The 15002-nt window shown below is 74.9% G+C and carries 12 protein-coding genes and 1 rRNA gene; 5 read left to right on the top strand and 8 right to left on the bottom strand.

Annotation, left to right across the window (positions count from 1 at the left end):
- Positions 1-84, bottom strand: a 16S ribosomal RNA gene (locus ACGF15_RS08580); the annotation flags it as partial.
- A 557-nt stretch (positions 85-641) separates the two neighbouring features.
- Between ACGF15_RS08580 and ACGF15_RS08585 the strand changes: the two genes are divergently transcribed.
- Together ACGF15_RS08585 and ptsP are read left to right on the top strand one after the other, a co-directional pair.
- Positions 642-1091 (top strand): PTS glucose transporter subunit IIA, encoded by a 450-nt coding sequence (locus ACGF15_RS08585; RefSeq protein WP_345615440.1) that lies wholly within the window; start codon positions 642-644, stop codon positions 1089-1091.
- Positions 1092-1166: 75 nt separating this feature from the next.
- A complete protein-coding gene (gene ptsP / locus ACGF15_RS08590) occupies positions 1167-2837 on the top strand; it encodes a phosphoenolpyruvate--protein phosphotransferase (protein WP_362608464.1) in 1671 nt (556 codons plus the stop codon).
- 120 nt (positions 2838-2957) lie between these two features.
- On the opposite strand, the gene ACGF15_RS08595 is transcribed toward ptsP, so the two are convergent.
- Together ACGF15_RS08595 and ACGF15_RS08600 are read right to left on the bottom strand one after the other, a co-directional pair.
- Positions 2958-3860: a hypothetical protein gene (locus ACGF15_RS08595; RefSeq protein ID WP_392797370.1), complete on the bottom strand. Its 903-nt coding sequence runs from the start codon at positions 3858-3860 to the stop codon at positions 2958-2960.
- A 108-nt stretch (positions 3861-3968) separates the two neighbouring features.
- Positions 3969-5963 (bottom strand): acetoacetate--CoA ligase, encoded by a 1995-nt coding sequence (locus tag ACGF15_RS08600; protein ID WP_392797372.1) that lies wholly within the window; start codon positions 5961-5963, stop codon positions 3969-3971.
- A gap of 228 nt (positions 5964-6191) precedes the next feature.
- Between ACGF15_RS08600 and ACGF15_RS08605 the strand changes: the two genes are divergently transcribed.
- The gene (locus ACGF15_RS08605; protein ID WP_392797374.1) at positions 6192-8372 is read left to right on the top strand and encodes a TIM-barrel domain-containing protein; all 2181 of its coding nucleotides are present in this window, start codon (positions 6192-6194) and stop codon (positions 8370-8372) included.
- An 80-nt stretch (positions 8373-8452) separates the two neighbouring features.
- Here the strand turns inward: ACGF15_RS08605 and ACGF15_RS08610 are convergent, their stop codons facing one another.
- Positions 8453-8980, bottom strand: a complete 528-nt coding sequence (locus tag ACGF15_RS08610) for an NUDIX domain-containing protein (protein ID WP_362608470.1) — start codon at positions 8978-8980, stop codon at positions 8453-8455.
- Positions 8981-9232: 252 nt separating this feature from the next.
- Between ACGF15_RS08610 and ACGF15_RS08615 the strand changes: the two genes are divergently transcribed.
- Together ACGF15_RS08615 and ACGF15_RS08620 are read left to right on the top strand one after the other, a co-directional pair.
- Entirely contained in the window at positions 9233-10099 is an 867-nt protein-coding gene (locus ACGF15_RS08615) for a M15 family metallopeptidase (RefSeq protein WP_392797376.1), read from the top strand.
- Between the two features lie 31 nt (positions 10100-10130).
- Positions 10131-10517 (top strand): Mpo1-like protein, encoded by a 387-nt coding sequence (locus tag ACGF15_RS08620; protein WP_392797378.1) that lies wholly within the window; start codon positions 10131-10133, stop codon positions 10515-10517.
- Positions 10518-10604: 87 nt separating this feature from the next.
- Here the strand turns inward: ACGF15_RS08620 and ACGF15_RS08625 are convergent, their stop codons facing one another.
- Genes ACGF15_RS08625 through ACGF15_RS08640 form a run of 4 tightly spaced genes read right to left on the bottom strand, consistent with a single transcriptional unit; the run spans position 10605 to position 14898 of the window.
- On the bottom strand, positions 10605-11210 hold the full coding sequence (locus ACGF15_RS08625) for an ATP/GTP-binding protein (RefSeq protein WP_345615431.1): 606 nt from the start codon (positions 11208-11210) through the stop codon (positions 10605-10607).
- Positions 11191-11595: a DUF742 domain-containing protein gene (locus ACGF15_RS08630; RefSeq protein ID WP_345615430.1), complete on the bottom strand. Its 405-nt coding sequence runs from the start codon at positions 11593-11595 to the stop codon at positions 11191-11193. Before ACGF15_RS08630 ends, ACGF15_RS08625 begins: the two co-directional genes overlap by 20 nt.
- 10 nt (positions 11596-11605) lie before the next feature.
- Positions 11606-12052 carry a roadblock/LC7 domain-containing protein gene (locus ACGF15_RS08635; RefSeq protein ID WP_392797380.1) on the bottom strand — a complete coding sequence of 149 codons (447 nt, stop codon included), beginning with the start codon at positions 12050-12052 and terminating at the stop codon, positions 11606-11608.
- On the bottom strand, positions 12049-14898 hold the full coding sequence (locus ACGF15_RS08640; protein WP_392797382.1) for a nitrate- and nitrite sensing domain-containing protein: 2850 nt from the start codon (positions 14896-14898) through the stop codon (positions 12049-12051). The genes ACGF15_RS08635 and ACGF15_RS08640 overlap by 4 nt, the downstream gene beginning before the upstream one ends.
- Between the last annotated feature and the right edge of the window lie 104 nt (positions 14899-15002).

Genomic DNA, 15002 nt, shown 5'->3' on the forward strand with positions numbered 1-15002 from the left:
CCCGAAGGAGGTTCATCGTTCGACTTGCATGTGTTAAGCACGCCGCCAGCGTTCGTCCTGAGCCAGGATCAAACTCTCCATGAATGCTTTCCCGTGATCGGGATGAACACCACGTTGAGCGGAACCAGTAGGCGGAATAAGCCCACCGGTCCACAGCGTCCTCGCTGTGTTTGTTACAAAGGAACCTCATCCACCAGACCACTGTGGGCCCGGGGACGGGGTATCAACTAATCTGGCGTTGATTTTTGGCACGCTGTTGAGTTCTCAAGGAACGAACGCTTCCTTCGTACTCACCCTCTCGGGCTTTCCTCCGGGCGCTTTCGCTTCGGTGTGTCCAAACACTATCAGGCTTTCCGGGCCCTCCTGACCACCACCCTGCAGACAGCAGTGGTTTAGACCAGTTAGGATCTCGCCTCGACAGTGCCGCCGACCCCCGACTCAGCGTCGCGTTGGGGCCAGGCAGGTGCTCGACACTACAGGTTGGTCACAGACGAGGCAAATCACCCCTGCCGTTCCTAGCTCCCCCAACTCGCAATGCTCTGGGGGAACTAGGACTTCACGTGACATACCCTGCTGAACAGCGTGCCGTCCGCGTACAGGCCGTGACGGCGCAGTACGAAACCCCCGCCCTGGGAGGCTCCATGACCACAGTGACGTCCCCTCTCGCCGGACAGGCCATCGGGCTCGGCGCCGTTCCCGATCCCGTGTTCTCCGGTGCGATGGTCGGTCCTGGGACCGCGATCGACCCCGACCGCGGGCCTTCCGAGGCCGTCTCCCCCGTGGACGGCATCATCGTGTCCCTTCACCCGCACGCCTATGTCGTCGTGGACGGCGAAGGCCACGGTGTCCTCACCCACCTCGGCATCGACACGGTCCAGCTCAACGGGGAGGGCTTCGAGCTCCTCGTCAACAAGGGCGACACCGTTGAGCGCGGCCAGGCGGTGATCCGCTGGGACCCCTCGGCGGTCGAGGCCGCCGGCAAGTCGCCGATCTGCCCGGTCGTGGCCCTGGAGGCCACCCCCGACTCGCTCTCCGAGGTCCGTGAGAGCGGTGAGATCAAGGCCGGGGAGAGCCTCTTCGGCTGGCAGTGACCTGCCCACGCCGGTGACGGCGACCAGCACATCCACCGCGGCGGCAGGGGTCGTCGCTCTAGCGGAGACGGTGAAATGGAGACAACGCTGCGAGGCGTCGGCGTGAGCCACGGTGTGGCGATCGGCGAGGTGCGGCACATGGGCACGGCGGTCCTGGAGCCGCCGGCCAAGCAGAATCCGGACCAGGACGCGGACCGGGAGCGGAGCCGGGCCCGGCAGGCCGTGGAAGCCGTGGCCGCCGACCTGACCGCCCGGGGCAACCTGGCGGGCGGTGAGGCGCAGGCCGTGCTCGAGGCCCAGGCCATGATGGCGCAGGACCCCGAGCTGATGTCCGACGTGGAGCGCCGGGTCGGCTCCGGCAGCACTGCCGAGCGCGCGGTGTACGACGCGTTCGCGGCCTATCGCGACCTGCTCGCGGGCGCCGGGGAGTACATGGCCGGCCGGGTGGCCGACCTCGACGACGTGCGGAACCGGATCGTGGCCCGTCTGCTGGGCGTCCCCATGCCGGGGGTCCCCGACAGCGACGAGCCCTACGTCCTGATCGCCCGTGACCTGGCTCCCGCGGACACGGCGCTGCTCGACCCCGCGCTGGTGCTCGGCTTCGTGACCGAGGAGGGCGGACCGACCAGCCACAGCGCGATCCTGGCGCGGGCCCTCGGGGTGCCCGCGGTGGTGGCCCTGCCGGGGGCGGGCGAGCTGGCCGAGGGCACGCTGGTGGCCGTGGACGGCGGCTCGGGCGAGATCTTCGTGGAGCCGAGCGAGGAGAAGCGCACCGAGATGGAGCGTGCCGCCGCCGAGCGCAAGGCGGCCCTCGCCGCCTCGACCGGCCCGGGCGCCACCTCGGACGGGCACAAGGTGCCCCTGCTCGCCAACGTCGGCGGCCCCGCCGACGTCCCGGCGGCCGTCGACGCCGGCGCCGAGGGCGTCGGGCTGTTCCGCACCGAGTTCCTCTTCCTGGACGACAGCACCACGGCGCCCTCCGAGGAGAAGCAGGTCGAGGCGTACCGCCAGGTGCTGGAGGCCTTCCCCGAGGGGCGTGTCGTGGTGCGCGTCCTGGACGCCGGTGCGGACAAGCCGCTGGACTTCCTGACGCCGGGCGACGAGCCCAACCCCGCACTGGGCGTGCGCGGGCTGCGGACCCTGCTCGACCACCCCGAGGTGCTGCGGACCCAGCTGACGGCGCTGGCCAAGGCCGCGCACGGCCTGCCCGTGTACCTGGAGGTCATGGCGCCGATGGTGGCGGACCGCACGGACGCCCGGGCCTTCGCGGAGGCCTGCCGCGAGGCCGGGCTGGAGGCCAAGTTCGGGGCGATGGTCGAGATCCCCTCGGCCGCGCTGCGGGCCCGGTCCATCCTGCAGGAGGTCGAGTTCCTGTCGCTGGGCACGAACGACCTCGCCCAGTACGCCTTCGCCGCGGACCGCCAGGTGGGAGCCGTCTCCCGTCTCCAGGATCCGTGGCAGCCGGCGCTGCTGGACCTGGTGGCGCTGTCGGCGGAGGCCGCCCGGGCGGAGGGCAAGAGCTGCGGCGTCTGCGGCGAGGCGGCAGCCGATCCGCTGCTGGCCTGTGTGCTGACGGGTCTCGGTGTCACCTCCCTGTCGATGGGTGCGGCGTCGATCCCCTATGTGCGGGCGACGCTCGCGAAGTACACCCTGGCGCAGTGCGAGCGGGCGGCCGCCGCCGCGCGTGCCGCCGACACCGCGGAGGACGCACGGCAGGCAGCCCGGGCGGTGCTGTCGGGCGAGTAGCGCACGGCCGGGGCGAACGGGGCTCCGCGAAGGGGCTCCCCGCGGGAGTGGACGCCTGCGTCCGGGACTGCGGGGAGCCCCTTCGTGCTCGCCGGGCGCGAGACTCGCGGGCCCGGACCGTCAGTGGTGGCCCCCCGGATCGGGAAGCGGCCCGCCTGCGCAGTACTCGACACCCGGCTCGGGTGGGACGGGTTCGCCGGTGACTGCGTCGGTGCAGTAGGCGTCGAACACCTCCGCCGCCGTGAGCGGGGTGAGCCGCCCCCGGTCCAGGCGCCATCCGTGCAGGCGGTCGGGGGCGCCGGGCCGGGAGGTGCGCAGCACGATGCCCCCGGGGCCCCGGAGTGCGAGGCCGACGGCGAGGACGGTGGTGAACTCGGCGGCCGCGTCCGCGTCCACCACGGCGGTGCCGGTGGCGGGGGCCTCCGCGTGGACCACGGCCAGGAGCTGTTCGTCGGGGGCCGGGACGCTGCACACCAGGTGGTGGCTGCCCTCGCCCGCGGCCTCCAGGAGTGCCATCAGGGCGGTGGAGGCCCGGTCGAAGGCGGACCTTCCGAGATCCTCCCCGCAGTCCTCGCAGGGGCCTGCGTCGGCGAGGAGCAGGGTGGCGTAGTTCCAGGTGGCGCGGCGCACGGACCGGTCGATCAGTCGGGGCAGGAGCGCGGTCAGCGGTGCGCCGTCGCAGACGACGGCAGCGCCGCTGCGGGCCGCCCGTGCGGTGAAGCGGCTCCGGGAGGCGGGGTCGTCGGGGTCCATCCCCTCCCGGGCGCAGTACTGCGCGTACTCCTCGGGGTCGAAGAGGGCGAGTGTGGTGTGGAGGTGCCGGGCCGCGAGGGTGTCCATCACCTGCTGGACCTCGCGCAGGTACGCGTCGTGGTCCGAGAAGGCGAAGGTGCGGTAGCGGCGCATGGCGGTGAAGTCCCGCGGATCGGCGAGGACGCCGAGCGTGGCGGGGACCTCCCGGTGGAGGCTGCGCCGCCGCCCGGCTCGGCCGGCGGGGCGGGACGTGGGGCGGTGGTGGGTCATGAGGATCTCCCCCGGGATCGCTGTGGGTCACTGGTCCACCACGCTAGGTGCCGCCACTGACAGTGGGGGTCGACCCGCCCCGGCCGGCCCGCCCCACGGGAGGGCGGGTCAGTGCGCGCTGCGCGCCGCGCGCCGGGTGTGTGCCAGTTCCTCGTAGAAGCGGAGCAGGTCCAGGTTGTCCACCGAACCGGGGTTGACCGCCCGGGCCAGGTCCGTCCCCTGGAGCAGGCGCTTGACGGGGACCTCGATCCGCTTGCCGGTGAGGGTGTGCGGCACGCCGGGCACCTCGATGATCTCGTCGGGGACGTGGCGCGGGGACAGTTGCTCGCGGATGGTGCGCTTGACCCGGTCGCGGAGGGCGTCGTCGAGCACCGCGCCCGGCGCCAGGTGGACGAACAGGGGCATCCAGTAGCCTCCGTCCGGCTCCTCCAGGCCGATGACCAGGGATTCGCGGATCTCCGGGAGGCGTTCCACGGCCTCGTAGATGTCGGCGGACCCCATGCGGACGCCCTGGCGGTTGAGGGTGGAGTCGGAGCGGCCGTGGATGATCACGGACCCGGTCTCGGTGAGGGTGATCCAGTCGCCGTGGCGCCAGACCCCGGGGTAGGTCTCGAAGTAGGACTCGCGGTAGCGGCTTCCGTCCGGGTCGTTCCAGAAGCGGACGGGCATCGAGGGCATCGGGTTGGTGACGACGAGTTCGCCGACCTCGCCCACGAGCGGCCTGCCCTGGGGGTCGAAGGACCGCAGGTCCGTCCCGAGGCAGGCGGCCTGGAGTTCGCCGATGCGCACGGGGAGGGTGGGCACGGCCCCGGCGAAGCAGCTGCACACGTCGGTGCCGCCGCTCACGGAGGCGATCCACAGATCGGCGCGCACCTCGTCGTGCAGCCAGCGGAAGCCGTCCGGGGGCAGCGGTGAGCCGGTGGTGGCGACGCAGCCGATGCGGGAGAGGTCGTGGTCGCGGGACGGGTGGACCCCGGCCTTGGCGCAGGCCATGACGTAGGCGGCGGAGGTGCCGAAGAGTGTGGCGCCCGTCCGTTCGGCCACGGCCCACTGGGCGCCGGTGGTGGGGTGGCCGGGGCTTCCGTCGTACAGGACCACCGTGGTGCCGGTGAGCAGCCCGGAGACGAGGAAGTTCCACATCATCCAGCCGGTGGAGGTGTACCAGAAGAAGCGGTCGCCGGGGCCGAGGTCGCAGTGGAGGCCGAGCTGCTTGTAGTGCTCCAGCAGGATGCCGCCCTGGGACTGGACGATCGCCTTGGGCAGCCCGGTGGTGCCGGAGGAGTAGAGGACCCACAGGGGGTGGTCGAAGGGGACCTGCTCGAAGACCGGCGCGGTCTCGCCCGCGGTGACCGCGGCCCAGTCGAGGGCCCCCTCGGGGGCTTCGGTGCCGAGGAGCGGGATGTGCACGACGGCGCGGAGGCTCGGGAGCTCGCCGCGGAGTTCCGCCACGGTGGCGGTGCGGTCGTGCTCCTTGCCGCCGTACCGGTAGCCGTCGACCGTGAACAGGACGACGGGTTCGACCTGCTGGAACCTGTCGAGGACGCTGCGGGCCCCGAAGTCGGGGGCGCAGGAGGTCCAGACGGCGCCGACCGCGGCGGTGGCGAGCAGGGCGGTGACGGCCTCCGGGATGTTGGGCAGGTAGCCGCTGACGCGATCGCCGGGGCGGACTCCGAGGTCGCGCAGCCGGGCCGCGAGAGCGCCCACCTGGCGCCGGAGCTCCGCCCAGCTGACGGGGGCGGGCTCCTGGGTCTCGTCCACGCGGAGGAGGGCGGGCTCCGCCGCCCGGGCGGGGTCCTCGGCCGTGCGCAGGGCGTGTTCGGCGTAGTTGAGGGTGGCGCCGGGGAACCAGCGGGCGCCGGGCATGGAGCGGTCGGCGAGGACGCGTTCGTAGGGGGTGGTGAAGCGGATGTCGAACCATTCGGCGACGGCCTGCCAGAAGGTCTCCAGCTCGTCGACGGACCAGCGGTGCAGCGCGGGGTAGCCGCCCTCGGCGGGCGCCCCGTGGTGCTCGGCCGCCCAGGCCTGGAAGCGGGTGACGCGGGCGTCGGCGACGCGTTCGGCGTCGGGCTGCCAGAGCGGGGCGGAGTTCGCTGCTGAGGTCATGGGTCGGCTCCCGGGCTGTCTCTCTACGCGGTGGTGCGCGGTGTCTGCGCGGCCCGCGCGCGGGCGGGGTGTGCGCGGACGCGGGCTGACAGGGACGATGCCATGTGATCGTCCTTCGCACCAGGGCTCGCCCCCCATGGGCGCACGGGCGAATATGTGCTCTCACCATGGGTGAACGGCAGTTGAACAGGGGCTCTGGCTCCTTCGGCGGGTGGCAGGGTGAGGCGCATGGACGATCGTGGTCTGGTGCGCCCGGTGCAGTGGTTCGGTTCGTGGCGGGGTCGGCGGGGGGAGCTGTCGGCACGGGGCGGTGCGGGAGCGGCCGCGGGGGCCTCGCGCGGTGAGCGTGCCCGGACCCCGGGCGCGGCGGTGGGGGCGGAGCCGTCGGACGGGGGCGGCGTGGTCCGATTCGCCCGTTCCTCGCTGCGGATCTTCGTGACCGCGGGTGGTGCGGTCTTCTCCGGCTGGGACGGGGCGGAGCCGCTGCCTTCCCACGGTCTGGCCGGCAGCCCTCCGGAGAGGGATCCGAGGGCCGTGCTGGAGCCGGACATGGACGGCGGCTGGCGGGTGGTGTCCGAGCGGGTGACGGTGGCGGTGTCGCGGCTCGGCGCGGTGGAGTTCCGCACTCCGGGGGGCGTGGTGCTGCGCCGGGAGCTGCCGCCGCGCTGGTGGGAGCCGGTGGACGGGGGGCCGGGGCGCTGGCTGCTGCGCAGCGAGGTGGCCGCGGACGCCCGGGTGTTCGGCTGGGGCGGGCGGGCGGAGGGCGTTCGGCTGCGGGAGGCGCGGCTCGGGTGGGCGGACGGCGCGGCGGGAGGGCGGTCCCCGCTCTTCGGCATGCCCGTGGAGCTGGTGGTCGCGGACGCCGGCACGCATCTGGTGTTCCACGACACCGCGCGTGCGGGGCGTGTCGTGGTGCGGGAGGGCGAGGAGGGCGCGGGGTCGGGGCACGACCGCTCCGGGTCGGTGGAGCTGCGGATGGACGGCGGTCCGCTGCGCAGTTGGCTGCTGGTCGGCGGACCTGCCCGGGTGCTCGGCGGATTCGTGCGGCTGACGGGCGCACCGGTGCTGCCTCCCGCGTGGGCGTTCGGGCGGCACCACCGGTTCCGGTTCGAGGGGCCGGTGGCCGAGGCGGAGGTGCGCGAGGCGGTCGCCGGCTGTTCCGCGCGGGGGGTGCCGTTGTCGGCGGTGCATCTCGGGGATTCCGCCGCTCACCTGCCGCAGACGCCGGAGGTGTCCGGGGGCTCCGCGCGGGACGCGGGGGCGGTCCCCGACGCGGCCCGGCTCGCCAAGGACCTGGACGGTGCGGGGGTGCGGCTGGTGTGGGCCGGTGCGCCTGGCGGGGGGCCGGAGCCGGCGGCGCGTGGGCAGGACGCCGGGGTGCCGTACGCGGAGCTGTCGGCGCGGGGGTTCGCGGGCGTGGTCCGGGGACCGGCCCTCCGGGACGGCTCGGGCGCCGGGCTGGCTGGTGCCGGGGTGGTGGACGAGGCGCGCGCTGTGCGTGAGGAGTTGCAGGCCGCGTGCCCGGAGGAGCCGCCGTTCCTGGCGGCGGTGGAGGGCTGGGCCGGGATCCAGCGGGCCGCGGCGGCCTGGGTGGCGCAGGACCCGGTGCAGGACGGGTGGGCGGGGCTGCGGGCCGCGCTGTCCGCGGTGCTGGGCCTCGGGCTGTGCGGGGTGCCGTTCACGGGGCTGGACGTGTCCGAGGCGGCGGCGCCCGGGGGGAGTCCGCCGGGTCGGTGGCGCCGCGCCGCGCCGGGGGCGTCGCCGGAGCTCGCGCTGCGGCGACTCGAGCTGGCGGCCTTCCTGCCGATGCTGCGGACGTCGGGGCCGCAGGCGGTACCGGGTCCGGACGGGGAGGCGGTTCTCAGGGAGCGGGAGCGCCTCGTGCCCTACCTGCTGTCCTCGGCGCGGCTGGCCCGGTGGACCGGTGCGCCGATGGTGCGGCCGCTGTGGTGGGAGCACCCCGGCGACCGGGGGCTGCGGGAGTGCGAGGACGCCTTCCTGCTGGGGGACGCCCTGCTGGTGGCCCCCGTGCTGGAGCCGGGTGCGACACGGCGCGCGGTGCGGCTGCCCCGAGGGCGCTGGTACTCCACGGCCGCGGCATGCCCGTGGGAGGGGCCGGGCGAGGTGGTGGTGGAGGCTCCCTTGGGGCGTGTACCGGTGCTCGCCCGGGCCGGCTCGGTGCTTCCGGTCCGCGGGCCGGGGGGCGGGACCGAGTGGGAGGTGTGGGCTCCCGTGCGGGGGCGTACGGGGGGCGGTCTGGTGGCGCGTGACACGGATGGAGGTCCGGCTGATCCGGGCATCGGGCGCTATACGACGCGGTGGGACGGGGACCGGGTCGTCGCGGAGTGGCGGGTGGGTGACGAGCGGGTGCCCGTCGCCGGACCCCTGCGGGTGCGTGGGGACGGCTGAGACTCCGCGGGAGCAGGGAGCAGGGAGCAGGCGGCGGGGAGCAGGCGGCGGGGCGGCGCCGGGAGGCCGGGGTCCGGGCGTCAGCGCCGGGCGTAGTCCCCGGCGAACCAGTGGGCCGCCGCGACCGTGTGGAGGGGGAACGCGAGCGTCTCGGGCGCTCGCAGCAGGTGCCAGCCCTCCGTCTCCCGGGTGGGCCGCACGGGCGGCAGGGCGGCGGCCGGGCGCGGCGGCAGCAGTCCGAACACCAGCAGGTGCCCGGCCGGGGAGCTCAGCGTGTCCGCGAGGCGCACTTCGCGCTCCGGTGCCTCGATACCGGTCTCCTCGGCGAGTTCGCGGACGACGGCGTGCCGCCAGTCCTCCCCGTGGTCGATGAAGCCGCCGGGCAGCGCGGTCCCGCCGCGCCGGGGCTCGATGGAGCGGGTGACGACGACGAGGCCGGTGCCCTCGGCGTCCTCGACGGGCAGCAGGGCGACGGCTACGGGCAGCGGGTTGCGGTAGGCCGTGGCGCCGCAGGACCGGCAGGTGCGCGGCCAGTCGGCGTCGGGGTCGTAGCGGGTTCCGCAGGAGGAGCAGTAGGAGTCCGTGGGCACGGGCGGACTGTAGCCCATCGTGCGCTGCGGCTCGGGCGGACCGTAGCCCGGGCCCCGGGACTGTCCCGCACGTCCCGGCGGGCGCGTGACGACAGCTGCGGCACCTCGCCGCAGTGCCGGGACATCCGCACCCGTCCGGTATGCGAAAGCCCCTCCGCCTCGGGATGCACCGCGTCCGACGCCGCACGCCGGTCCACCAGGAACTGCGAGACAGCCCCCGGTCGGCGCGCCCGGCCGCCGGGGCGGCGATGCCGGTGGTAGACCGTGGAGATGACCGATCATCAGGGTGCGGGCGGGCCCGTGGCCGGGGGGCGTCGGGCGGGTGGGGGCGGGGCGTCCCGCAGGCTGCTGCGGCGGGCCGCGGGTGCGCTGCTGGGCCTGGCCGCTCTGGCGGCGGCCACCGCGGGGCCGGCCGGTGCCGCCGGGCGGGCGGGCACGGCGCCGGAGTTGGTGGCGCTGCGGGCGGTGGCCCCGTCCGTCGTCCAGGAGATCCGGTACGCCTCGCGCGAGAACTTCGTCGGCGAGCCGGTCGACGGCTACCGGGCGCCGCTGTGCCTGCTGACCGCTCCCGCGGCGCGGGCGCTGGCCCGGGCGCAGCGCTCCCTGCTGCGGCAGGGGTACACGCTGAAGGTGTACGACTGCTACCGCCCGCAGCGGGCGGTCGACCACTTCGTCCGCTGGGCCGCGGACCTCGGGGACCAGCGGACCAAGGCCGTGTACTACCCGCGTGTCGACAAGTCGTCCCTGTTCGGGCAGGGCTACCTCGCCGAGCGTTCGGGCCACAGCCGCGGGAGCACCGTCGACGCGACCCTGGTGCGGCGCGCCGCGGGGGGCCGGGGCGGGGACGGGGCACCGGAGGCGTGCCATGCACGGCGGGAGGGGACCGCTGCGGACGGGTCGGTGGACATGGGGACCGCGTACGACTGCTTCGACCCGCTCTCCGCCACCGACGCCCCCGGTGTCACGGCCCGGCAGCGCACCGAGCGGCGGCGGCTCAGGGGCGCGCTGGAGGGCGTGGGGTTCGCCAACCTCCCCCAGGAGTGGTGGCACTTCACGTACCGGGAGGAGCCGTATCCGGACACCTACTTCGACGTGCCGGTCTCCCCCGAGGCACTCCGGGCGCGCCGGACGGGCTGACGCGGGTGGCGTCCGGGACTACCGTGCGCGCATGAGCGAGCGGACCTTCCCTTCGTACGAGGAGTTCTGGCCGTACTACGTGGCGATGCACTCCAGGGCGGCAACGCGCTGGGCGCACCTCGCCGGCACCCTCACCGGCCTGGCGGTGGGCGTCTACGGGCTGGCCCGCGGGCGTCCGCGCTACGCGGCGGCGCTGCCGCTGATCGGCTACGGAACGGCCTGGCCGGCCCACGTCCTGATCGAGGGGAACAACCCGGCCACCTTCGGGCATCCCCTCTGGTCGCTGCGGGGCGATGCGCAGATGATCGGGATGATGCTGGCGGGACGGGACCGCGAGCTGTCCCGGATCGCACGGACATGGCCGGCGGGCCGGGCCCGGGAGGAGCACCGGCCCGCGGGGCCGGGCGCAGCGGCCTGAGCGGCCCCGGCAGGCCGGTGCGGGTGGCCGCGCCGTGGCGCGGGAACGGGCGGGGAGCACGTCCTGGTGCACCGGCGTGCGGGGGCGTCAGCGGGCGGCGGGCTCGCGTTCCCGGTCGACGCGGGCGAGGGCGTGCTCCACGACGGAGACCAGGATCCCCTTGACGGACTCCCGGTCACGCGCGTCCCCCATCAGCAGGGGGACCTCGGGGTCGAGGTCGAGCGCCCCGCGCACGGTCTCGGGCGGGAAGGGCTCGGCGCCCTCGAAGCGGTTCACCGCGACGGCGAAGGGGATGCCGCGGCGTTCGAAGTAGTCGACGGCGGCGAAGCAGTCCGAGAGCCTGCGGGTGTCGGCGAGCACGACCGCGCCGAGGGCTCCCTGGGCCAACTCGTCCCACAGGAACCAGAAGCGGTCCTGCCCGGGTGTGCCGAACAGGTAGAGGACCAGGTCCTCCCGGAGCGTGATCCGGCCGAAGTCCATGGCGACCGTGGTGGTCGTCTTGGACTCCACGCCCGAGAGGTCGTCGACCGCGGCGCCCGCCTCGGTCAGCGACTCCTCGGTGCGCAGCGGGCGGATCTCGCTGACGGCTCCGACCAGGGTGGTCTTGCCGACACCGAAGCCGCCCGCCACCAGGATCTTCAACGTCACCGGCTCGATCGGCGCCGTCCGGCGGCTAGAGCGCCCGAAGGCCATTGATCACCTCGCGCAGGATGCTCACGTCCGGCAGTTCGGCCGGAGGTACGGGACGGGTCACATGGACGAGCGCGTCGTCCACGAGGTCGCCGACCAGGACCCGGACCACGCCGACGGGCAGGTCCAGGCCGGCGGCGAGTTCGGCGATGCTCGAGGGGGCGTCCTCGCAGCGCTCGACGATCTCCACGTGCTCGGGTGACAGGGACTGGTCCCGGCCCGGGTCGTGGGCGGCGGGCTCGGGGACGACCAGGGCGATCAGGTCGAGGCGGTGGCTGCTGTCGTGGGCGGTGCGGCCGCGGGTCATGGCGTAGGGGCGGACCACGGGACCGGCGTCCGCGTCGATCCAGTGCTGCGGCCGGCGTCTGTTCCGGACGGAGTCACTCATGGCTGACGCCTCACCGTCCGGTGTGGGGACCGGTCCGTGGGGCCGTGGCCAGGTGTGCGCCGACCCGCTTGACCATGAGGGTCATCTCGTAGGCGATCTGGCCGACGTCGGCTTCGGCGTCCGCCAGCACGGCGAGGCAGCTGCCGTCCCCGGCCGCCGTCACGAAGAGGAAGGCCTCGTCCAGTTCGACCACGGTCTGGCGCACCCGGCCCGCGTCGAAGTGGCGGCCGACCCCCTTGGCGAGGCTGTGGAAGCCGGAGGCGACCGCCGCGAGGTGCTCGCCGTCCTCGCGTCCGAGGTCCCGGGAGGCACCGGTGGCCAGCCCGTCCCCGGAGAGGACCAGGGCCTGGCGGATGCTGGCGACCCGCTCGACGAGTTCGTCGAGGAGCCAGTCGAGTTCGCGGGATTCCCCGGCGCGGCCGGCGGGGTTCCTCGGTGCGGTGTGCGGTGCGGTCATGGGCCGTCCCCCTCAGTCGTCGGTCCTGGTGCGGCCGGGGAGGCCCCGGGTCCGCTCTGGGTGCCGGCGTTCCGGCCGGCGGCGTCGGTGGTGGCGGATCCGCGGCCTTCGCGGGGAGCGTCCGGGCCGCCGGTCGCCTCGGCGTTCTCCCGGCGGCCGCGCCGCCATCCGCGCTGGATCGAGGCCATCCGGGCGCGCACGGCCTCGGCGTCGCGCTCCTGGAGCGGCTCCGGCGGGGCGGACGGCTCGGGCCGCTCGGTGTCCGCCGCGCGGCGGAGCTGGGGGACGAGGCTCGCCTGCCTGACCCGCCTGGGCAGTCCGCCGGGCCCGGTCGTCTGCGCGGCGGGCAACGGGCGGGGGCCGGACGGGCCCCCGCGGGGCGCCTCGCCGGAGGGGCCGGCGGAGGCGTCGGCGCCCCGTGCCCGCTCACGGCGCTGCGGCAGGAGGGGGATCGGGGCCGCGCCCCCGTCCCGGCCGTCGCCCGGGCCGTCGGCGTCGACGGGGTGGTGCCGGCCCGCGGTTCCGCGGTCGTCCACCCGGCGCCCGTGGTCCGCCACCAGCGTCGGCGGGCGGCGCCGGGGCAGGGGGACCGCCCCGAGGAGCGGGGTGTCGGGGACGGGGGGCCGGCGGCGGCGACCGGGCTCCTCCGCCCGGCGCGGGGCGCGGGCCCGGAAGATGCCGTCGCGTTCGCCCTCGGTGTCCTCGATCCCGGCGAGGGCGGCCGGGTCGAAGCCGCTGCCCCCGGGGCCGTCCGCCGCCTGGGCGCGCCGGGTGCGGCGGTCGTCCGGGCCCAGGGCGCCTACCGGGGCCTCCAGTTCGACGGGGCCGTCGAGGAGCGCGGACGGACCGCCGTCCGGGGGGACGTCGGCGAGGGCGCGCCTGCGCTGCTCGCGGCGTCCGGCGGCGCTGTCGGTCTTGCGGTCCAGCCGGAAGCCGGTGCCCTGGGTCTCGGGGGCGTCGGTGAGCAGCGCCGCCGGGATGAGGACCACCGCCGTCGTCCCGCCGTAGGGCGAGCGCTGCAGGGAGACGCGGACGTTCTGGCGCCGGGCGAGGCGGCTGACGACGAACAGGCCGAGGCGGTCGGTGTCGGAGAGTTCGAACTCCGGGGTCTCCGCGAGGCGGAGGTTGGCGTCGAGCAGGGCTTCGGGCGTCATCCCGAGGCCGCGGTCGTGGATCTCCAGGGTGAAGCCGTTGGCGACCCGCTCGCCGAGGACCTGCACCCCGGTGTGGGGCGGGGAGAAGACGGTCGCGTTCTCCAGCAGTTCGGCGATCAGGTGGGTGAGGTCGGCGACGGCCGGTCCGCCCACCCCGATGCGGGGCAGCCTGCGGACCTCGATCCGCTCGTAGTCCTCGACCTCGGCGACGGCCGCGCGGACGACGTCCATCAGCTGGATCGGCTTGCGCCACTGGCGGGAGGGTGCCGCTCCGGAGAGGATGACCAGCCCCTCGGCGTGGCGGCGCATCCGGGTGGTCAGATGGTCCAGGCGGAAGAGGTCCGCGAGTTCCTCCGTGTCCTCGGTGCGGCGCTCCATGGCGTCCAGCAGGGTGAGCTGGCGGTGCAGCAGGACCTGGTTGCGGCGGGCGAGGTTGACGAAGACCTCGGAGACCCCCCGGCGCATGTCCGCCTGGCGGACGGCCGCTTCGACCGCCGCGCGCTGGAGCGTGTTGAGCGCCTGCCCGACCTGCCCGATCTCGTCCCTGCCGTATTCCAGGCGGGGTGCCTCGGTCTCCACGTCGATCTGCTCGCCCGCGGCGAGTCGGCGCATCACGCTCGGCAGCCGGACCGCGGCGACCTCGTGCGCGTCCTTGCGCAGCCGGGACAGGGCGCGTACCAGTTCGCGCCCGATGCGGACGGAGACGATCACGGAGGCGAGCAGCGCGAGGAAGCCCAGCACGCCCGCCGCGCCGGCTCGTGCGAGGACCCGGTAGGCGGCGGGTTCGACACGGTCGTGGTGGCGCTGCCCCGCCTCGCGGGCCTCGGCCGCGAGGTCGTCCAGGACGGGGACGGCGGCCTGCTCCCACCGCTCGGCCTCGCCCGCGGTGAGGTCCTTCGCGGGTCCCCGGGCGACGAGGCGGTCCTCGGCGTCCCGCAGCGGTGCGCTGCGGGGGCTGCTCCAGTACTCCTCGACGATCCGGCCCTCGCGGCCGGACAGGCTCTCCAGGCTGACCCGGTAGTGCAGGGTGCGCTGGGCCATCAGGTCGGTGAGAGCGCGGAGTTCGGGGGCGCTGACCCTGCCCGCGGTGAGGGTCGAGGCGATCAGGGCGTCCTCGCGGGAGAGCATCTCGCGTCCGCGGAGCAGCCCGACCAGGGCGCGGCCCTGGCGCTCCAGTTCCGCGTCGTCCAGCACGTGCACGGTCACCAGGAAGGTGTGGGCGGGGTCGATGAGCCGGTTGTAGTAGCCCAGGGCCTGCATGCGGGAGAGGGCGTTGGAGTCGACCGAGCGGCGCAGCGCCGCGATGCCGTCGAGGGCGTCCAGGAAGGCGCTGAGCCGGCGCCCCGTGGAGCGGGTCATGGCGTCGCGCACGGAGGGGTCCGCGGCGCCGGCGCGCACGGCGGCGATCGCCGTGTCACTCGCCTCGCGGCGGGCCCGCATGGCGGGTTGGGCGTCGGCGGCCCGCCGGTCGGCGAGGTAGACCAGGGTGTCGCGCCGCTCGCGCTGCAGGAGGTCGACGGCCTCCTCGACCGGCGTTCCGACCTTGCGCGAGACGGTGGTGGCGTCGAGCAGCCGGGCGGCCTCACGTCCGGTCAGGACGGTGGCGAACGCCCACAGGGCGCCGAGCGAGAGCAGGGGGACGAGCAGCAGCGCCACGATCTTCCGGCGGATCGACTTCCCGCGAAAGCGCATGGCCTCCCCCTGCTCGACCCGCCCGGCCAGGCGGGTGTTCCGTCAGCAAACGGCGAGAGCGTACTACTGACGCAGGAACAACTCGAAGACTCGTCCGGGACGAT

It is taken from the genome of Streptomyces sp. NPDC048001, assembly GCF_043203115.1.
GTDB lineage: Bacteria > Actinomycetota > Actinomycetes > Streptomycetales > Streptomycetaceae > Streptomyces > Streptomyces sanyensis.